A 12,913-nucleotide genomic window follows, 5' to 3' on the forward strand; every position below is an offset into this window, starting at 1 on the left:
AAAAAGAAAACCAAAATTCACTTTTCAAGAATATTTATATGGCCCAAAGAAATCATCCGACTATTATGATGATTTTGCACATCGAACAAATAACTCCATAATTGGTGGTATATTCTTCTTCATATTGGCAACTGTGATAATCAAATACAATCTTTGAAAAAATTAAAAACAAAAAAATTAAAGGTCGGATAAGAAAAATAAAATCACGAATGCTAACACTGGCTATACCCAAGCGCTACATTTCTGTAAGAATTAGACAATTTTCTTTATCTTGATCAGCATTAAAAACCAGAGCTATCGTACTTGCTGCCCTGGCCCCGGCCAGAGGTAACGGCCAGCGCCACGGGGCCAGGCCAGCCACCCACGCCTGTGCATAGCCTTACCGTTGTGCTCCATTATGAAAAAACAGATTCTCATACTTTTTGTAATGCTTAATTCCCTAAACGGACTTGCTTGTACTTGTGAATGGGGAGGGAATTTTATTCGAACTGGTAAAAATGCGGAATTAGTAATTCTAGTAAAAGTTATTGAAGAAAATTTCCATCTTGACAATGGTAAAACGTTTCCTTCGCTTAAAGAATCAATTAATGAAACATTGAAATTAGATTATAAGGGATCTGCAGAAATTTGGAAATCTGTAGATTTAGAAATTTTATCTGTTATTAAAGGTGTCCTGAAAAAGAAAAAAATACGACTATTTGGTTCATTCGGAGGTGCTGTTTGCAGATCAGGAATTGAACACTTTGAAAAGGGTAACAGTTATTTGATTGCACCAACATTATCTAAGTACTCTTTTGACAGATTTTCAAATGAAAAAGAAGATGATTTCTTTATGTGGGGATGCTCAGAAACTTCGATAGAATACAAACCGGAATCCAACACAGTTTACGGGCTAATCAAAGGGAAGGCTATTAATAGAGAGGAAATTGAATATGAATATGATAAGCTTATAAAAAAAATAACGTAGCACAACACTGGCTATATCTCATGGCTAGTTTCTTACTCCAAAAAATAATAAATTCATGAACTCAACCAGGCCTTCCATCTCCGTCGGACACAGCATTGCAACCGCCCGCCACGAGCCATAGCCTTACCGTTGTGGGTAATTGGAGAAAAACCATACTAACCTTAAGATGAGAATAAAATTCATAAATATTTCTGCGGCTATACTGCTCTTTTTGTTCATTTCTACTAATGCAAGGGCACAGTGGAAATCCAATCGTTTAACACCTGCTCATTTCAATTCAATTACTTTTAATGATCTCAAATTTTCTGAATTAAAAAAGACAAAGGGAGATGAATTGGAAATGCAAAAGTTAAGACAAGCGGATAGAGTTTGTGAAGGTGGTAAAGAAATTGGAGAAAAATGGAGGTCTTTCCATTATAATGATGGACTAAGTGTCTATTTCAGTGGCCTTTCAAAAAGCCAAAAACCCCATATTACCAAGATAGAAGCCAATTCAATAACCATAAAGAATAAAAAAGTAAAACTTGGGGATGGTATTAACTCTCTGGGGCAAAATATTGTTATTAGCAATAAAAATGATAAATCTGTTTTCTATTCATTTACTTCAGAAGATTCAGATTGCTGCCTGGTATCGATTGAAGTGAGTAGTAACACAAATAATATCATTAAAATCATATACTTCGTCCAAACATAAAAACAACTACCCACAACATTATGTATAAGCCATAGCTTAGATCCTACAAATTTCGAAAATAATCCCTAGATTAGACTAATCGTAAAAATTGAGCCTGGCGTTTCAGTGACTCAAGCTACCAACCGCCAAAGGCCAACGCTCAGCTTGATCCACTCACCCGCAACGGCTCATACACCAACCGTTGTAAGTCATTTAAAAGAAATCACGTCTTATGAGAAATGTACTAATTCTTTCCACCTTCTTTTTCACTTTATATTTAAATGCTCAATCCCAAGACAAAATCCTGACAGTTGAACCAGCTAAGGACAACCTGGTTTCTATACTGAATCTTATTTCGACACCTGAAAGATACCATGGTAAAAAAGTAACCATCAGGGGTTATCGATGTGTTGGAGACAGTATTGAAACCATCTTCTTTCAACAAGATGATTGTGAAAATTATATTTATAAAAATGGTTTGTGGATTGAGTATTCAGAAGGTCAAAGTTTAAATGAACTAAATGAGAAATCTGCAGTTATTACTGTCGAAGGAACATTCGATATGCAAAATATGAATCAATGGAGCGGTGCAATAAAAAATGCACGAGTTATCTCAGAAATAAAATAAAAACGACTTACAACATCGTGTATAAGCCATAGCTCGGTTCTTACAAGTTTCGAAAATATTCCTAGATTAGACAAACCATATAATTTGAGCCTGGCGTTTCAGTGGCTCAAGCTCGGCCAGAGGTAAAGGCCAACGCACAGCTTGATCCACTCACCCGCAACGGCTCATACACCAACCGTTATGCGTCATAAAACCCGAAACTTGATGAAATTAAAATTTATTTCAATCTTATTGCTTCTATCTGTTAATTGTTATAGTCAAAATATCAATTCTCAAATCAATGGGGATTGGTTAAGGGTAGAGTATGAAGATAATCAAGCATATAAGGAGTTTCACATAACAGATTCTCTAATGTGGGTTTTTCATGAGGCTCTAGGGTTAACAGAACCTATTATATATGAGATTGATCCCATCACTAATAAATTATATTACTATAACAATTACACCGGTGAAAAATCACCTGAACTAGCAATAATACAGTTAGAGAACGATACTTTGGAGTTCCATACATTAGTAGAAGAGATGTCAGGTAAGATCTTTAGATTCATCAGAAATAATAGCAATGAACCTAAATTAGGAGACTTGGTAAATCAAAGAATAACCGAAAAAGATTTTTGGCCTTACTTTTTACAGAGAAAACCAAAATAATAAAAAAATACGCCGCATAACATCGTGTATAAGCCATTGCTAGATTCCTACAGATTTCGAAAATATTCCCTAGATTAGACCAATCGTAAAAATTGAGCCTGGCGTTTCAGTGGCTCAAGCTACCAGCCGCCAAAGGCCACCACACAGCTTGATCCACTCACCCGCAACGGCTCATACACCAACCGTTATACGTCATTTACAGAAAAAAACATGATCAGAAAAGTTTGGTATGTTTGGAAAATGGCAAGTGCTTCTTTGGTTACTCAAAAAATAAAAATAGCCATTGCTTGGGCAAAGCTTACCAGGTTAAAACCGCAAGGCTTCTACTCCTTTACAACCTTAAAAATCTCCACGCCTTGCGGGGGTGTACTTGCCATTTCCCAGGGAGTCCAGCAGTAAACGCCGTATAACATATGTGTATAAAGCCATTGCTCCCATCCTACTTCATTTAGAATATTTTCTTAGATTAGTCTCAAGAACTAAAATGAACCAACCCGTCACAGCGGCTCAAGCTCTGCCAGCGCCAAAGGCCAACGCGCAAAAGCTTGATCCGCCCAACCGCAACGGTTCATACACTGACCGTTGTAGTGCATTCGAGAAAAAATGGAAGTAGAATATAAACCAATAAAAGACAAGGATTATTCTGCAAGATTCAATAGCGAATTCTTCCCAACACTTATTGCAGTTACGATTATAGCCTTGATTAGCTATATACTAACTGACTTGAATATTATTCTCTTTACAATTCTTGGCTTTTCAATTATTTGGGGAATTATCACTCATTTTATTGTAAGGAATACTGTAAATCGGATTGAAATAAATAATGGTGATATTTCAATTTATGGCACAAAAACTGACACAAAATGGAGCGATTCAGACAAAATTGAAAACACTTCAATCAGAATTAAATCGCAGGGATTTGGAAGAGGAAATGTCGAGTATTATCTAAAAATCTATCTTTCTGAAAGAACTCATGTCATTAATAAAAGAAAAGAATGGGATTATAATGACCTGATTAAAATTTACGATCATATTTCTTACAATAAGTATAGGAATGAAAATAAAGAACTTTTGAAAAAAATGAAATTGAAAGCTAAAGGTTATTCTTCTTTTGAAATTGCATTCGGAAAGAATAAAAAATAAAAAAACGCACTACAACATCGTGTATAAGCCATTGCTCGGCTCTTACAAGTTTCGAAAATATTCCCTAGATTAGACCATTCGTAATAATTGAGCCTGGCGTTCAAGTGGCTCAAGCTCGGCCAGAGGTAAAGGCCACCACACAGCTTGATCCACTCACCCGCAGCGGCTCATACACCAACCGTTGTGCTTCATGCTAAAACCGATAATGAAACAAGCTTTATTAACTTTAATATTGATCTTTAACCTTTCAAACGTATTCTCGCAAAACGATTGTGAGAAATGTGAAATTGAAAAAGCAAAAGTGATAAATAATAATTTGGATCAACTGGACTTTAAATTAGTTTCAGACTTTCTATGCACATTTGATGAAGCATGTAAAACAGTGGTTGAATATTCAGAATGGAGCAATGAAACGTTGTACACGATTTTGGAAAGAAATCCTGCCTTGGTCCTAAGTGTTCTTGAAAAAATACCTGACCATGATTTGATATTAATTAATATTCAAAATCCAGTACATGATGGATTTAATTATCAATCAATCTTCAATAAAATATCAGACAACACTACTTCAACCGAGATTCAAAAAAAGATATTAGAATCGTTAATAATTGCGGCTGAAAAAGAAGGAATTGAAATTGAATAAAAAAAGCACGAAAGCACAACACTGGCTATAGCTCATGGCTAGTTTCTTACATCAAAAAATAATAAATTCATGAACTCAACCAGGCTTTCCATCGCTGTCGGATCCAGCATTAAAATCGCCCGCCACGAGCCATAGCCTGACCGTTAGCCACAATTATAAAAAATGAAATACCCAATTATAAATATTTCAAATAATAACTGGCAAGATTTTGAGGATGTTTTAACCTTTATCCTAGAAGATCCGTACTACTGTACAAACAATAAAAAGGTTTTAAAAACTTACTTTCTAAATCAACGATACTGTGATTCTAACGGGAATATTTTTGTAGCAAATCGATTAAATCCAATTGGTGGATTTTGGAAATCAATTTTATCCTTTCTACCCGGCTCTAAAAAAGGGGAAATAATCTTCACCCCTACAACAAAAACCATGGAATTAAAGGAATTAAAAGAGTTTGTATTGGACAGAGTAAACGAATTAGAGGCAGATGAGTTTACAATGAAATGGATTGGAAAAATACATAATTCGAAATCTCATATAGATATTTTAAAACCAGAAATTTAAAAGTACTGTGGCTAACAAGAGGCTATAAGCCATGGCTTACTTCTTACAAGTTTCGACTATTTTCCTATATTTAAATTCATAACTAATATGAGCCTGGCAACACAGTGGCTCGAGCCCGGCCAGAGGTAATGGCCAACGCTCTGCTCGATCCACTCACCCACCACGGCTCATAGCCGAACCGTTAGCGGTAATTTCGAAGAGCATGATTTATAGTAAATTTAAACTCCAATACATCCCATGGTTTTTATTAATGCTAGGCTTATTAATACTCTTCTATCTCGGTTTAGCAGAAATGATTTACTCTTTGTTTTATGAAAAAACGGAGATAACAACCTCATTAATTAGTCTATTCTTCCTTTTTATGTTCATCATAATTCTAGGTGTTTTAAAAGATTTTAAATACATCAGAATCATTACTAATAGTCGAAAATTGATTTGGTTCTCCATTCTAGCACCATTAGGTAAAGAAATCAATCTCGAAAATTATAGAGGCGTGATGAAAACAACGGAATACAGTCTTTCAGGAGAAACCACATCTCTATATTTAATCGATAAAAAATGGACAACAGCTGGAAAAATAAACGGCCAGTTCTATTCCAATTTTGATGAACTAATGGCAGGAATCGATTTAAAAGAGGTTAAGAATAAAAACCATGGCTTTGTCAACTACCTAAAACTTTTATTTTCTGGACGCGTAAAAATAAAGCCATAACTGTAAGCTCAAAGTGAAACATACCGCTAACATCGTGTATAAGCCATTGCTCGGTTCCTACAAGTTTCGAATATATTCCTTAGATTAGACCATTCGTAAAAGTTGAGCCTGGCGTTCCAGTGGCTCAAGCTACCAGCCGCCAAAGGCCAACACCCAGCTTGATCCACCCACCCGCAACGGCTCATACACCAACCGTTGTGGTTAATACAAAAACACTAAATGAGTATAATTGATAATTTCATAAAACAATACGAAAAAGAATACGATTTCTATAAGCAACTTGCGAGAATAGGACACGATGTATTGGAAGATGAAATTATAAATCGTGGTATAAAAGCAATCATATCCAATCGAGCAAAACGAATTGATAGACTGAAAGAAAAGGTAATTCAGCGAAATCAAAAGAAAAACTACAAATCAAAGCGTGCGATTGAAAAAGATATTGTCGATTTAGCAGGTATTAGAGTCGCTCTATATTTCCCGTCTGAACGTGAAATAGTAGGACAAGTAATAGAAGAGCTTTTTGACATTGAAGAAACTAAAACATTTCCTGAAAATCCTCACAAACCCAAGCACAACAAGAGATTTAGTGGCTATTGGGCAACCCATTATAGAGTTCGACTAAAGAAATCGGAAGAAATAGATAAAAGATTTACATCAACCGTTTTCGAAATTCAAGTAGCCAGTGTTCTTATGCACGCTTGGTCAGAAGTTGAACACGACCTTGTTTATAAACCTTTTTCTGGAAACTTAACAGAAGAAGAACTTTCTATACTAGATGAAATTAATGGATTGGTCTTAACGGGCGAAATAGCATTAGAGAGATTACAAAAAGCAATTACCGAGAGAACAAAACAACAATCGGAAATTACGGATAAGTATGATTTAACTAATCTTATGTTCTATAACTACAAGAACAATTTCAAAAAAATGAATTTTGGAAATACTGAATACTTAAATAACTACTTAAAAGCAATTGACAAAATCGACACCAAAAAATTGACCGAAGCGATAAGTAAAATTAATTTGAACATTAAAGAATCGTTTTCTGACCAACTTTTATTAAACATTATGTCTCTCAATGAGAATAATGACAATTTGAAAAAATATTATAGTCAAATAACAACAGATAAAAAGAAAGTTTCTGGCTTTGAATTATTTACAAAAACCTGGATTGTTTTCGAAAAAGTTATTGCCCAACTCAACCAAGAAAACGGAAATAAAAACAGAAAGAATTTCATTCCAAACTTGGACATTGTAAGAGAAGTTTCTCATTTGACACAAAAGGAAATAAATCAAATTCATCAATTAAGAAAAGTCAGGAATCAAATGCTTCACGGTTATGAATCATTTACTAACGACCAATTGGAAAAAAACTATAAGCAACTCAAAGGAATCGTAGAAAAATGCATAGAAGCTATTCAAGATGAGGATATTAAAAATAAACTAAAAAACGAATTGAAATAAGTACTAACCACAACAATGGCTATAAACAGTTGCTATTGCAGGCTTATCCTGAAAATTCCTACGGAATTTTCAGCTTGTCGTGTACTTGCAAAAGTCCGCGCTAACCCACGCAACTGTTCATAGCCGAAACCGTTATGTGCAATTGCTAATGGACGACTGTTAACAAATTAGTTAATAAGTACTTAGGTGGGACAAATTAATAATTGGAATATTTCCATAATTTTGGAATTATATTATTAATTCTTTAAAAATAAGAAAATGGCAAGATGCACAGCCCCAAGAAATGGCCACCGTACAGCAAGCGGGAGAGCCAACTGCCCAGCTTGTGGAGGAAGAAACCGAGGATATAGCTCTTATCCAACATATACCTCACCCTATCCATATTCCTCTTACAATACAAGAAGTAGTTCTAGTAGTGGAGGAGGCTCCAAAAGAAAAGCCAGATGGTCTTCAATAAATTCTACGGTCTTATACACCCCCTCTGAAATTCGAACCCTAACACCTATTCGTGAAAATGTTGAGAAACGTGCAGATCTACCAGATTTAAGAGATGTTTTTCTTTGCCATTCTTGGGATGACCGAAAGGATTGTGCTAAAGAATTACATGATTTACTTGAATCTAAAGGTGTTTCAGTTTGGTTTAGTGAAAAGGACGTATTGCTGGGTTCTCCTCTCCTTCGTGAAATTGACAAAGGATTAGCAAAATCACGAGTAGGCATTGTTTTAGTTACCCCCTTATTTCTAAAGCGTATTAAAAATGAGGGAATAGCGGACAAAGAGCTATCTGCTTTATTAGCACGTGACTTACTTGTTCCAATTGTTCATAACACCACTTTTGAAGACTTGCGTGAAGTAAGTCCGTTACTTGGTTCAAGAAGTGGATTAAGCACAATAGAAGATTCCATGTCAATAGTTGCGGAAAAATTGTCTGAACTGGTAAAAACAGAAAAAGTGTTAAGTTAAAATACACTAATTAATTGCACATAACACTGCCTATACCCAAGCGCTCACATCCTACAAGATTTCGACTATTTTCTTATATTGGACTCCAGTACTAAATAATAAAGAAAAGGTCCCGCCCAGGTTGCTGGCCTCCGCCCACGCCAAAGGCCCAAAGGTCGGCCAGCGGCCCCAACCGCGCCTGTGCATAGCCTTACCGTTAGCACGTATTATGAAAAAATTCCTAACTCTCTTACTTTGCTTAATAATTTTATCCTGTAACAATATTTCAAAAACTCAAGAAAAAAATCAAATAGAAAAATTCGAAACTTCTATTGGAGTAGAAAATGCAGAAAGTTTGACAAACATAGTCAAAGAGTTAGATTCTTTATTAAAAGTGAAATACCCTTCAGTTAAATTAAATGAGGCCTATAGGAATTTGATTATTATATCTAGAGAAGGTAATGCTCATGAATTTTATCCAAATGGCTTTTTTAAAGTAATTAATGAAATTAAGTCGCCAGGCTTAGAAAGAATGTTGAGAACCCCTCCAACTCACATTAAGGAAGTGGACAGTACATTAAACTTAACATATAACTTTTATAATAAAAGAGAATTAATTGCAACAGAAAAAAGAACCCTTAGAAAGCACTTTCTGAAATACAGTGGTTATGAAAACAGATTCAGCACTGCTGAAAATACAACTCTTATTAATTTGGAAAGTGAATTTTTTGAAGCATTGGAGGACATTTCAAGTGATAATGATTTTATAACAGGATATTTAAAGACCATTAATGAACTGGCAGAGGCAGATGGAAGACAGATATTCTATACCACTATGGCAGGTTGGATACTTGAAAAGTCAAAAAGATCATTATTCAATGGCTTTGATCTAGAAAACTATTTCGTCAAAAGAATTGTTGTAATTGAATTACTGCAACTCTAAATAACACGTGCTAACACTGGCTATATCTCATGGCTAGTTTCGCACTTCAAAAAATAATAAATTCATGAACCCAACCAGGCCTTCCATCACTGTCGGATCCAGCATTAAAACCGCCCGCCACGAGCCATAGCCTGACCGTTAGAGAGTATTATGAAAAATTGCCTTCTTATAATATCAATTGTATTGACAATATACTCTTGTAGACCGGAGATTAAGCCTTCGATGAATATAAGTCAATCGATTGATACGACAGCAATCAAAGAAGAATCATTACGCATTAAAAACAGGATAGATTCACTAATAAAAAAGAATAAAACTTTTGGTGGAATTTCATGTGGCACTAAATTCTCACATGAATTAATTCACGATTCAACTGACCGAAAAATAAAGAGCATATTGTTCTATTATCCAATCAACAATAATTCTGATACCTTGCAACCTATTTCACACACGGCAATATCTTCATATTTTGAGGAGGAAAAAGTCGTATTCATTAATATTAAATATAGTTTCGTGAATACTGAACCTAATAAAGATTTCTGGACAATCAAATTTGAACAAAATATTTATATCAATGATAGTATTCAGATTAAAGAACTCATGGTTGGCAAATTTGATGAATTACCGATAGATGTTAAAGAATTAATTAATAACACTCTCTAACATCGGCTATACCCCAGTGCTAGATCCTACAAGAATTAGACTATTTTCTTTAGATTAATCTCCTGAACAAAAAAGAAAAAATGCACCTCGTTAAGGTTGCTGGTCTCCGCCAACGCCAAAGGCCAAAAGGTCGCCCAGCTACCCCATACCGCACCGGTGCATAGCCCGACCGTTGTGAGCAAGCTAATCCATGTTAGAAATGGAATTAATCATAATCTTAGGAATTCTATTCTTAGCTAAGTTCGGCCTTAAGCGTCTAATTTTTGAAGCAAAGCGAAAACACCGCAGAAATTACTATAGGAATGTCTACCTTAAATCTAACGATTGGAAAAGGAAAAGACATGTGGTATTAAAGCGAGACAACTACAAATGCGTATACTGCGGAGCGAGGGCTACGCAAATCCATCATAAGAGATATGCCAAACGTAATATCGGAAGGGAACCCATTAAATGGCTAGTATCCATTTGCAAACAATGTCATGAAGCACGACATTAAAAAATACAAAGCCAGCACACAACAACGTGTATAAGCCATTGCTAGATCCCTACATGTTTCGAAAATATTCCCTAGATTAGACAAATCGTAAAAGTTGAGCCTGGCGTTTCAGTGGCTCAAGCTCCCAGCCACTAAAGGCCACCACGCAGCTTGATCCACTCACCCGCAACGGCTCATACACCAACCGTTATGTGCAATTAGCAAAGGCCATCTTCTAAACTTTTTAATCATGGTATCTCAAACTCATGTCCTAAACCAAGAACTAGAACCCGATGAAGTAATAGAAGATAAGATCCATAAAAAAATAGGACTCCAGCTAAGAAATGAAGACTTTTTGCACCTTTTTTTAATCCTATTTGCCGCATTCGTGCTTACCAAAATTATACCTGCATTTAAAAACGGAAATCAGGATTTAGCATGGCCACTTCTCAGTGGTTTATTAATGATTTTAAATTCAATTTATTCTCTCATAAAACGTTGGGTTCGAAACTTTAGAACCGAATACTTCATCACCAATAAAAGATTAATCATTTATGACAATCGTAGAGATCAAATAATTAAAAGCTTTCCTTTTAAAAGTTTCCCGAGAATGGTATTGAGAGAAAATGCATATAATTCTGGGTTCATCATTCTTGGAGAATATGATAAATTATGGGAGAAGGACCCAAAAGATAAGTTTGAGTGGAGAAATCTTATTTTCCGAAAAAATTATATTGATACGGAAGATTATCAATTTACATTAGACAACCTTCCTGAGGTTAGAAAAGTGTATAATAATTTATTAGCAAAAATTGAAGAGAAAGCTAACAGCACATAACAAAGGGCTATAAGCCATGGTTTGATTCTTATGAGTTTCAACTATTTACTTATATTTAAAATCGTAACCAAAATGAGCCAGGCAACACAGCGGCTCGAGCCCTGCCAGAGGTAAAGGCCAACGCTCAGCTTGATCCACTCACCCGCAACGGCTCATACACCAACCGTTATGCTGCATTGAAAGCGTTCTTGTCACATTTAAAAACATTACTTATCTTTGGCGTTAGTAACGTAAAGCGTTATATAAATGATTAAGACCTTTTCCGGCAAGGAAACAGAAAAAATCTGGAATGGTATTCAGTCCAGAAAATTGCCGGCTGATATTCAGAATGTTGCTCGTAGAAAATTAAGAATGATCAACAATGCTCAAAACATAGATGATCTGCGAATCCCTCCGGCAAATAGGCTTGAAAAACTATCTGGTGATTTAGAGAACTTTTACAGTATAAGAGTAAATAAACAATGGAGAATTATTTTTAATTGGGAAAACGACAACGCCTTTAACGTAGAAATTGTTGATTACCATTAAATAAGGAAGGATGAGTAAGCTAAAAAACATACACCCAGGGGAAGTTCTCAAAGAAGAATTTCTTGATCCTATGGAAATATCTGCCTACAGACTTTCCAAAGAAACCTTTATTCCTCAAACCAGAATAAGTGAAATCATTAAAGGGAAAAGAAGAATAACTGCAGATACTGCCTTAAGGCTAGCCAAATACTTTGGTACTTCTGCCAAATTCTGGCTAGGTCTTCAAGACGATTATGACATTGAAGAAGAAAAAGAATTAAAGCAAAAAGAGCTTAATAATATTAAACCCATAGAAAATAACGCAGCATAACATCGTGTATAAGCCATTGCTCGGTTCTTACAAGTTTCGAAAATATTCCCTAGATTAGACAAAACGTAAAAGTTGAGCCTGGCGTTTCAGTGGCTCAAGCTACCAACCGCCAAAGGCCAACACGCAGCTTGACCCACCCACCCGCTACGGCTCATACACCAACCGTTAGCAATAATATCTGAAAATATTGCCTTTGATTCATTTTTGGTGTAAATTTACATCAAATACAATTATCATGGCAAGACAAAGCATTTCATTTACCGAACCAAATGACGAATGGTTGAAAGCTCAAATTGATAAAAAAGAGTATTCAAGCAAGAGTGAATTGGTTAACGATTTAATTCGTCAGGCTAGAAAACAACAAATCCGAATTGATTGGATCAATGCCAAATTAGAAAAAGCCGAACAAAGTGGATTTACCTCGGATAGCAAAGAGGATATTCTAAAACAATCAAAGGCTTTGCTTAATGGCTAAATTCAAATTGAGTAATGTTGCCAAAGAGGATTTGATTTGTATCCATCAATATGGCGTAAAAAAATTCGGAGTAAACCAGGCTGACAAATACTTTGACGCACTTTTCGAACATTTTGAATTGATCGCAGAACAACCATTCTCATTTGAATCCGTTAGTTACATCAGGAAAGGATACCGAAGATGTGTTTGCGGTGTTGACTCTATTTACTACAAAATAAATGAGGACTATGTGGAAATAATGGCAATAATAGGAAGACAAGATTTAAACCAAATCCTGTAAAAACAAAAAGATAC

18 protein-coding genes are annotated in these 12,913 nt (G+C 35.3%); all 18 read left to right on the forward strand.

The annotated features are described in order from the left end of the window. Positions 1–397: 397 nt before the first annotated feature. The 18 genes from K7R10_RS10590 (at position 398) to K7R10_RS10675 (ending at position 12,899) form a co-directional block, all read left to right on the forward strand. Positions 398–967, forward strand: coding sequence for a hypothetical protein (locus K7R10_RS10590; protein WP_224484682.1), 570 nt, complete (start codon positions 398–400; stop codon positions 965–967). A 166-nt stretch (positions 968–1,133) separates the two neighbouring features. Beyond that, positions 1,134–1,661 (forward strand): hypothetical protein, encoded by a 528-nt coding sequence (locus tag K7R10_RS10595; protein WP_224484683.1) that lies wholly within the window; start codon positions 1,134–1,136, stop codon positions 1,659–1,661. 211 nt (positions 1,662–1,872) lie between these two features. Next, positions 1,873–2,268 (forward strand): hypothetical protein, encoded by a 396-nt coding sequence (locus K7R10_RS10600; RefSeq protein ID WP_224484684.1) that lies wholly within the window; start codon positions 1,873–1,875, stop codon positions 2,266–2,268. Between the two features lie 204 nt (positions 2,269–2,472). Then, positions 2,473–2,916: a tudor domain-containing protein gene (locus tag K7R10_RS10605; RefSeq protein ID WP_224484685.1), complete on the forward strand. Its 444-nt coding sequence runs from the start codon at positions 2,473–2,475 to the stop codon at positions 2,914–2,916. A gap of 210 nt (positions 2,917–3,126) precedes the next feature. Beyond that, a complete protein-coding gene (locus tag K7R10_RS10610) occupies positions 3,127–3,315 on the forward strand; it encodes a hypothetical protein (RefSeq protein WP_224484686.1) in 189 nt (62 codons plus the stop codon). A 204-nt stretch (positions 3,316–3,519) separates the two neighbouring features. Further along, complete coding sequence (locus K7R10_RS10615) at positions 3,520–4,059, forward strand: hypothetical protein (RefSeq protein ID WP_224484687.1); 540 nt, start codon at positions 3,520–3,522, stop codon at positions 4,057–4,059. A gap of 205 nt (positions 4,060–4,264) precedes the next feature. Next, on the forward strand, positions 4,265–4,702 hold the full coding sequence (locus K7R10_RS10620; RefSeq protein ID WP_224484688.1) for a hypothetical protein: 438 nt from the start codon (positions 4,265–4,267) through the stop codon (positions 4,700–4,702). 162 nt (positions 4,703–4,864) lie between these two features. Continuing rightward, the gene (locus K7R10_RS10625) at positions 4,865–5,266 is read left to right on the forward strand and encodes a hypothetical protein (RefSeq protein ID WP_224484689.1); all 402 of its coding nucleotides are present in this window, start codon (positions 4,865–4,867) and stop codon (positions 5,264–5,266) included. Between the two features lie 496 nt (positions 5,267–5,762). Next, on the forward strand, positions 5,763–5,978 hold the full coding sequence (locus K7R10_RS10630; protein ID WP_224484690.1) for a hypothetical protein: 216 nt from the start codon (positions 5,763–5,765) through the stop codon (positions 5,976–5,978). Between the two features lie 219 nt (positions 5,979–6,197). Then, positions 6,198–7,445 (forward strand): GTP pyrophosphokinase, encoded by a 1,248-nt coding sequence (locus K7R10_RS10635; RefSeq protein ID WP_224484691.1) that lies wholly within the window; start codon positions 6,198–6,200, stop codon positions 7,443–7,445. A 258-nt stretch (positions 7,446–7,703) separates the two neighbouring features. Next, on the forward strand, positions 7,704–8,408 hold the full coding sequence (locus tag K7R10_RS10640) for a toll/interleukin-1 receptor domain-containing protein (protein ID WP_224484692.1): 705 nt from the start codon (positions 7,704–7,706) through the stop codon (positions 8,406–8,408). Positions 8,409–8,616: 208 nt separating this feature from the next. Continuing rightward, a complete protein-coding gene (locus tag K7R10_RS10645) occupies positions 8,617–9,330 on the forward strand; it encodes a hypothetical protein (protein ID WP_224484693.1) in 714 nt (237 codons plus the stop codon). A 222-nt stretch (positions 9,331–9,552) separates the two neighbouring features. After that, positions 9,553–9,993, forward strand: coding sequence for a hypothetical protein (locus tag K7R10_RS10650; RefSeq protein WP_224484694.1), 441 nt, complete (start codon positions 9,553–9,555; stop codon positions 9,991–9,993). A gap of 725 nt (positions 9,994–10,718) precedes the next feature. Beyond that, positions 10,719–11,306, forward strand: a complete 588-nt coding sequence (locus K7R10_RS10655; RefSeq protein ID WP_224484695.1) for a hypothetical protein — start codon at positions 10,719–10,721, stop codon at positions 11,304–11,306. Positions 11,307–11,552: 246 nt separating this feature from the next. Continuing rightward, complete coding sequence (locus K7R10_RS10660) at positions 11,553–11,834, forward strand: type II toxin-antitoxin system RelE/ParE family toxin (RefSeq protein ID WP_224484696.1); 282 nt, start codon at positions 11,553–11,555, stop codon at positions 11,832–11,834. A 10-nt stretch (positions 11,835–11,844) separates the two neighbouring features. Next, complete coding sequence (locus K7R10_RS10665) at positions 11,845–12,144, forward strand: HigA family addiction module antitoxin (protein WP_224484697.1); 300 nt, start codon at positions 11,845–11,847, stop codon at positions 12,142–12,144. Between the two features lie 235 nt (positions 12,145–12,379). Continuing rightward, entirely contained in the window at positions 12,380–12,619 is a 240-nt protein-coding gene (locus K7R10_RS10670; RefSeq protein WP_224484698.1) for a ribbon-helix-helix domain-containing protein, read from the forward strand. Continuing rightward, entirely contained in the window at positions 12,612–12,899 is a 288-nt protein-coding gene (locus K7R10_RS10675) for a type II toxin-antitoxin system RelE/ParE family toxin (protein WP_224484699.1), read from the forward strand. The genes K7R10_RS10670 and K7R10_RS10675 overlap by 8 nt, the downstream gene beginning before the upstream one ends. Positions 12,900–12,913 lie beyond the last annotated feature (14 nt).

The organism is Robertkochia aurantiaca (genome assembly GCF_020166495.1).
Classification (GTDB): Bacteria; Bacteroidota; Bacteroidia; order Flavobacteriales; family Flavobacteriaceae; genus Robertkochia; species Robertkochia aurantiaca.

Bases quoted from the DNA above. Each gene is read 5' to 3' on its own strand.
- K7R10_RS10590 (WP_224484682.1), top strand. From the start codon at position 398: ATGAAAAAACAGATTCTCATACTTTTTGTAATGCTTAATTCCCTAAAC.
- K7R10_RS10595 (WP_224484683.1), top strand. From the start codon at position 1,134: ATGAGAATAAAATTCATAAATATTTCTGCGGCTATACTGCTCTTTTTG.
- K7R10_RS10600 (WP_224484684.1), top strand. From the start codon at position 1,873: ATGAGAAATGTACTAATTCTTTCCACCTTCTTTTTCACTTTATATTTA.
- K7R10_RS10605 (WP_224484685.1), top strand. From the start codon at position 2,473: ATGAAATTAAAATTTATTTCAATCTTATTGCTTCTATCTGTTAATTGT.
- K7R10_RS10610 (WP_224484686.1), top strand. From the start codon at position 3,127: ATGATCAGAAAAGTTTGGTATGTTTGGAAAATGGCAAGTGCTTCTTTG.
- K7R10_RS10615 (WP_224484687.1), top strand. From the start codon at position 3,520: ATGGAAGTAGAATATAAACCAATAAAAGACAAGGATTATTCTGCAAGA.
- K7R10_RS10620 (WP_224484688.1), top strand. From the start codon at position 4,265: ATGAAACAAGCTTTATTAACTTTAATATTGATCTTTAACCTTTCAAAC.
- K7R10_RS10625 (WP_224484689.1), top strand. From the start codon at position 4,865: ATGAAATACCCAATTATAAATATTTCAAATAATAACTGGCAAGATTTT.
- K7R10_RS10630 (WP_224484690.1), top strand. From the start codon at position 5,763: ATGAAAACAACGGAATACAGTCTTTCAGGAGAAACCACATCTCTATAT.
- K7R10_RS10635 (WP_224484691.1), top strand. From the start codon at position 6,198: ATGAGTATAATTGATAATTTCATAAAACAATACGAAAAAGAATACGAT.
- K7R10_RS10640 (WP_224484692.1), top strand. From the start codon at position 7,704: ATGGCAAGATGCACAGCCCCAAGAAATGGCCACCGTACAGCAAGCGGG.
- K7R10_RS10645 (WP_224484693.1), top strand. From the start codon at position 8,617: ATGAAAAAATTCCTAACTCTCTTACTTTGCTTAATAATTTTATCCTGT.
- K7R10_RS10650 (WP_224484694.1), top strand. From the start codon at position 9,553: ATGAATATAAGTCAATCGATTGATACGACAGCAATCAAAGAAGAATCA.
- K7R10_RS10655 (WP_224484695.1), top strand. From the start codon at position 10,719: ATGGTATCTCAAACTCATGTCCTAAACCAAGAACTAGAACCCGATGAA.
- K7R10_RS10660 (WP_224484696.1), top strand. From the start codon at position 11,553: ATGATTAAGACCTTTTCCGGCAAGGAAACAGAAAAAATCTGGAATGGT.
- K7R10_RS10665 (WP_224484697.1), top strand. From the start codon at position 11,845: ATGAGTAAGCTAAAAAACATACACCCAGGGGAAGTTCTCAAAGAAGAA.
- K7R10_RS10670 (WP_224484698.1), top strand. From the start codon at position 12,380: ATGGCAAGACAAAGCATTTCATTTACCGAACCAAATGACGAATGGTTG.
- K7R10_RS10675 (WP_224484699.1), top strand. From the start codon at position 12,612: ATGGCTAAATTCAAATTGAGTAATGTTGCCAAAGAGGATTTGATTTGT.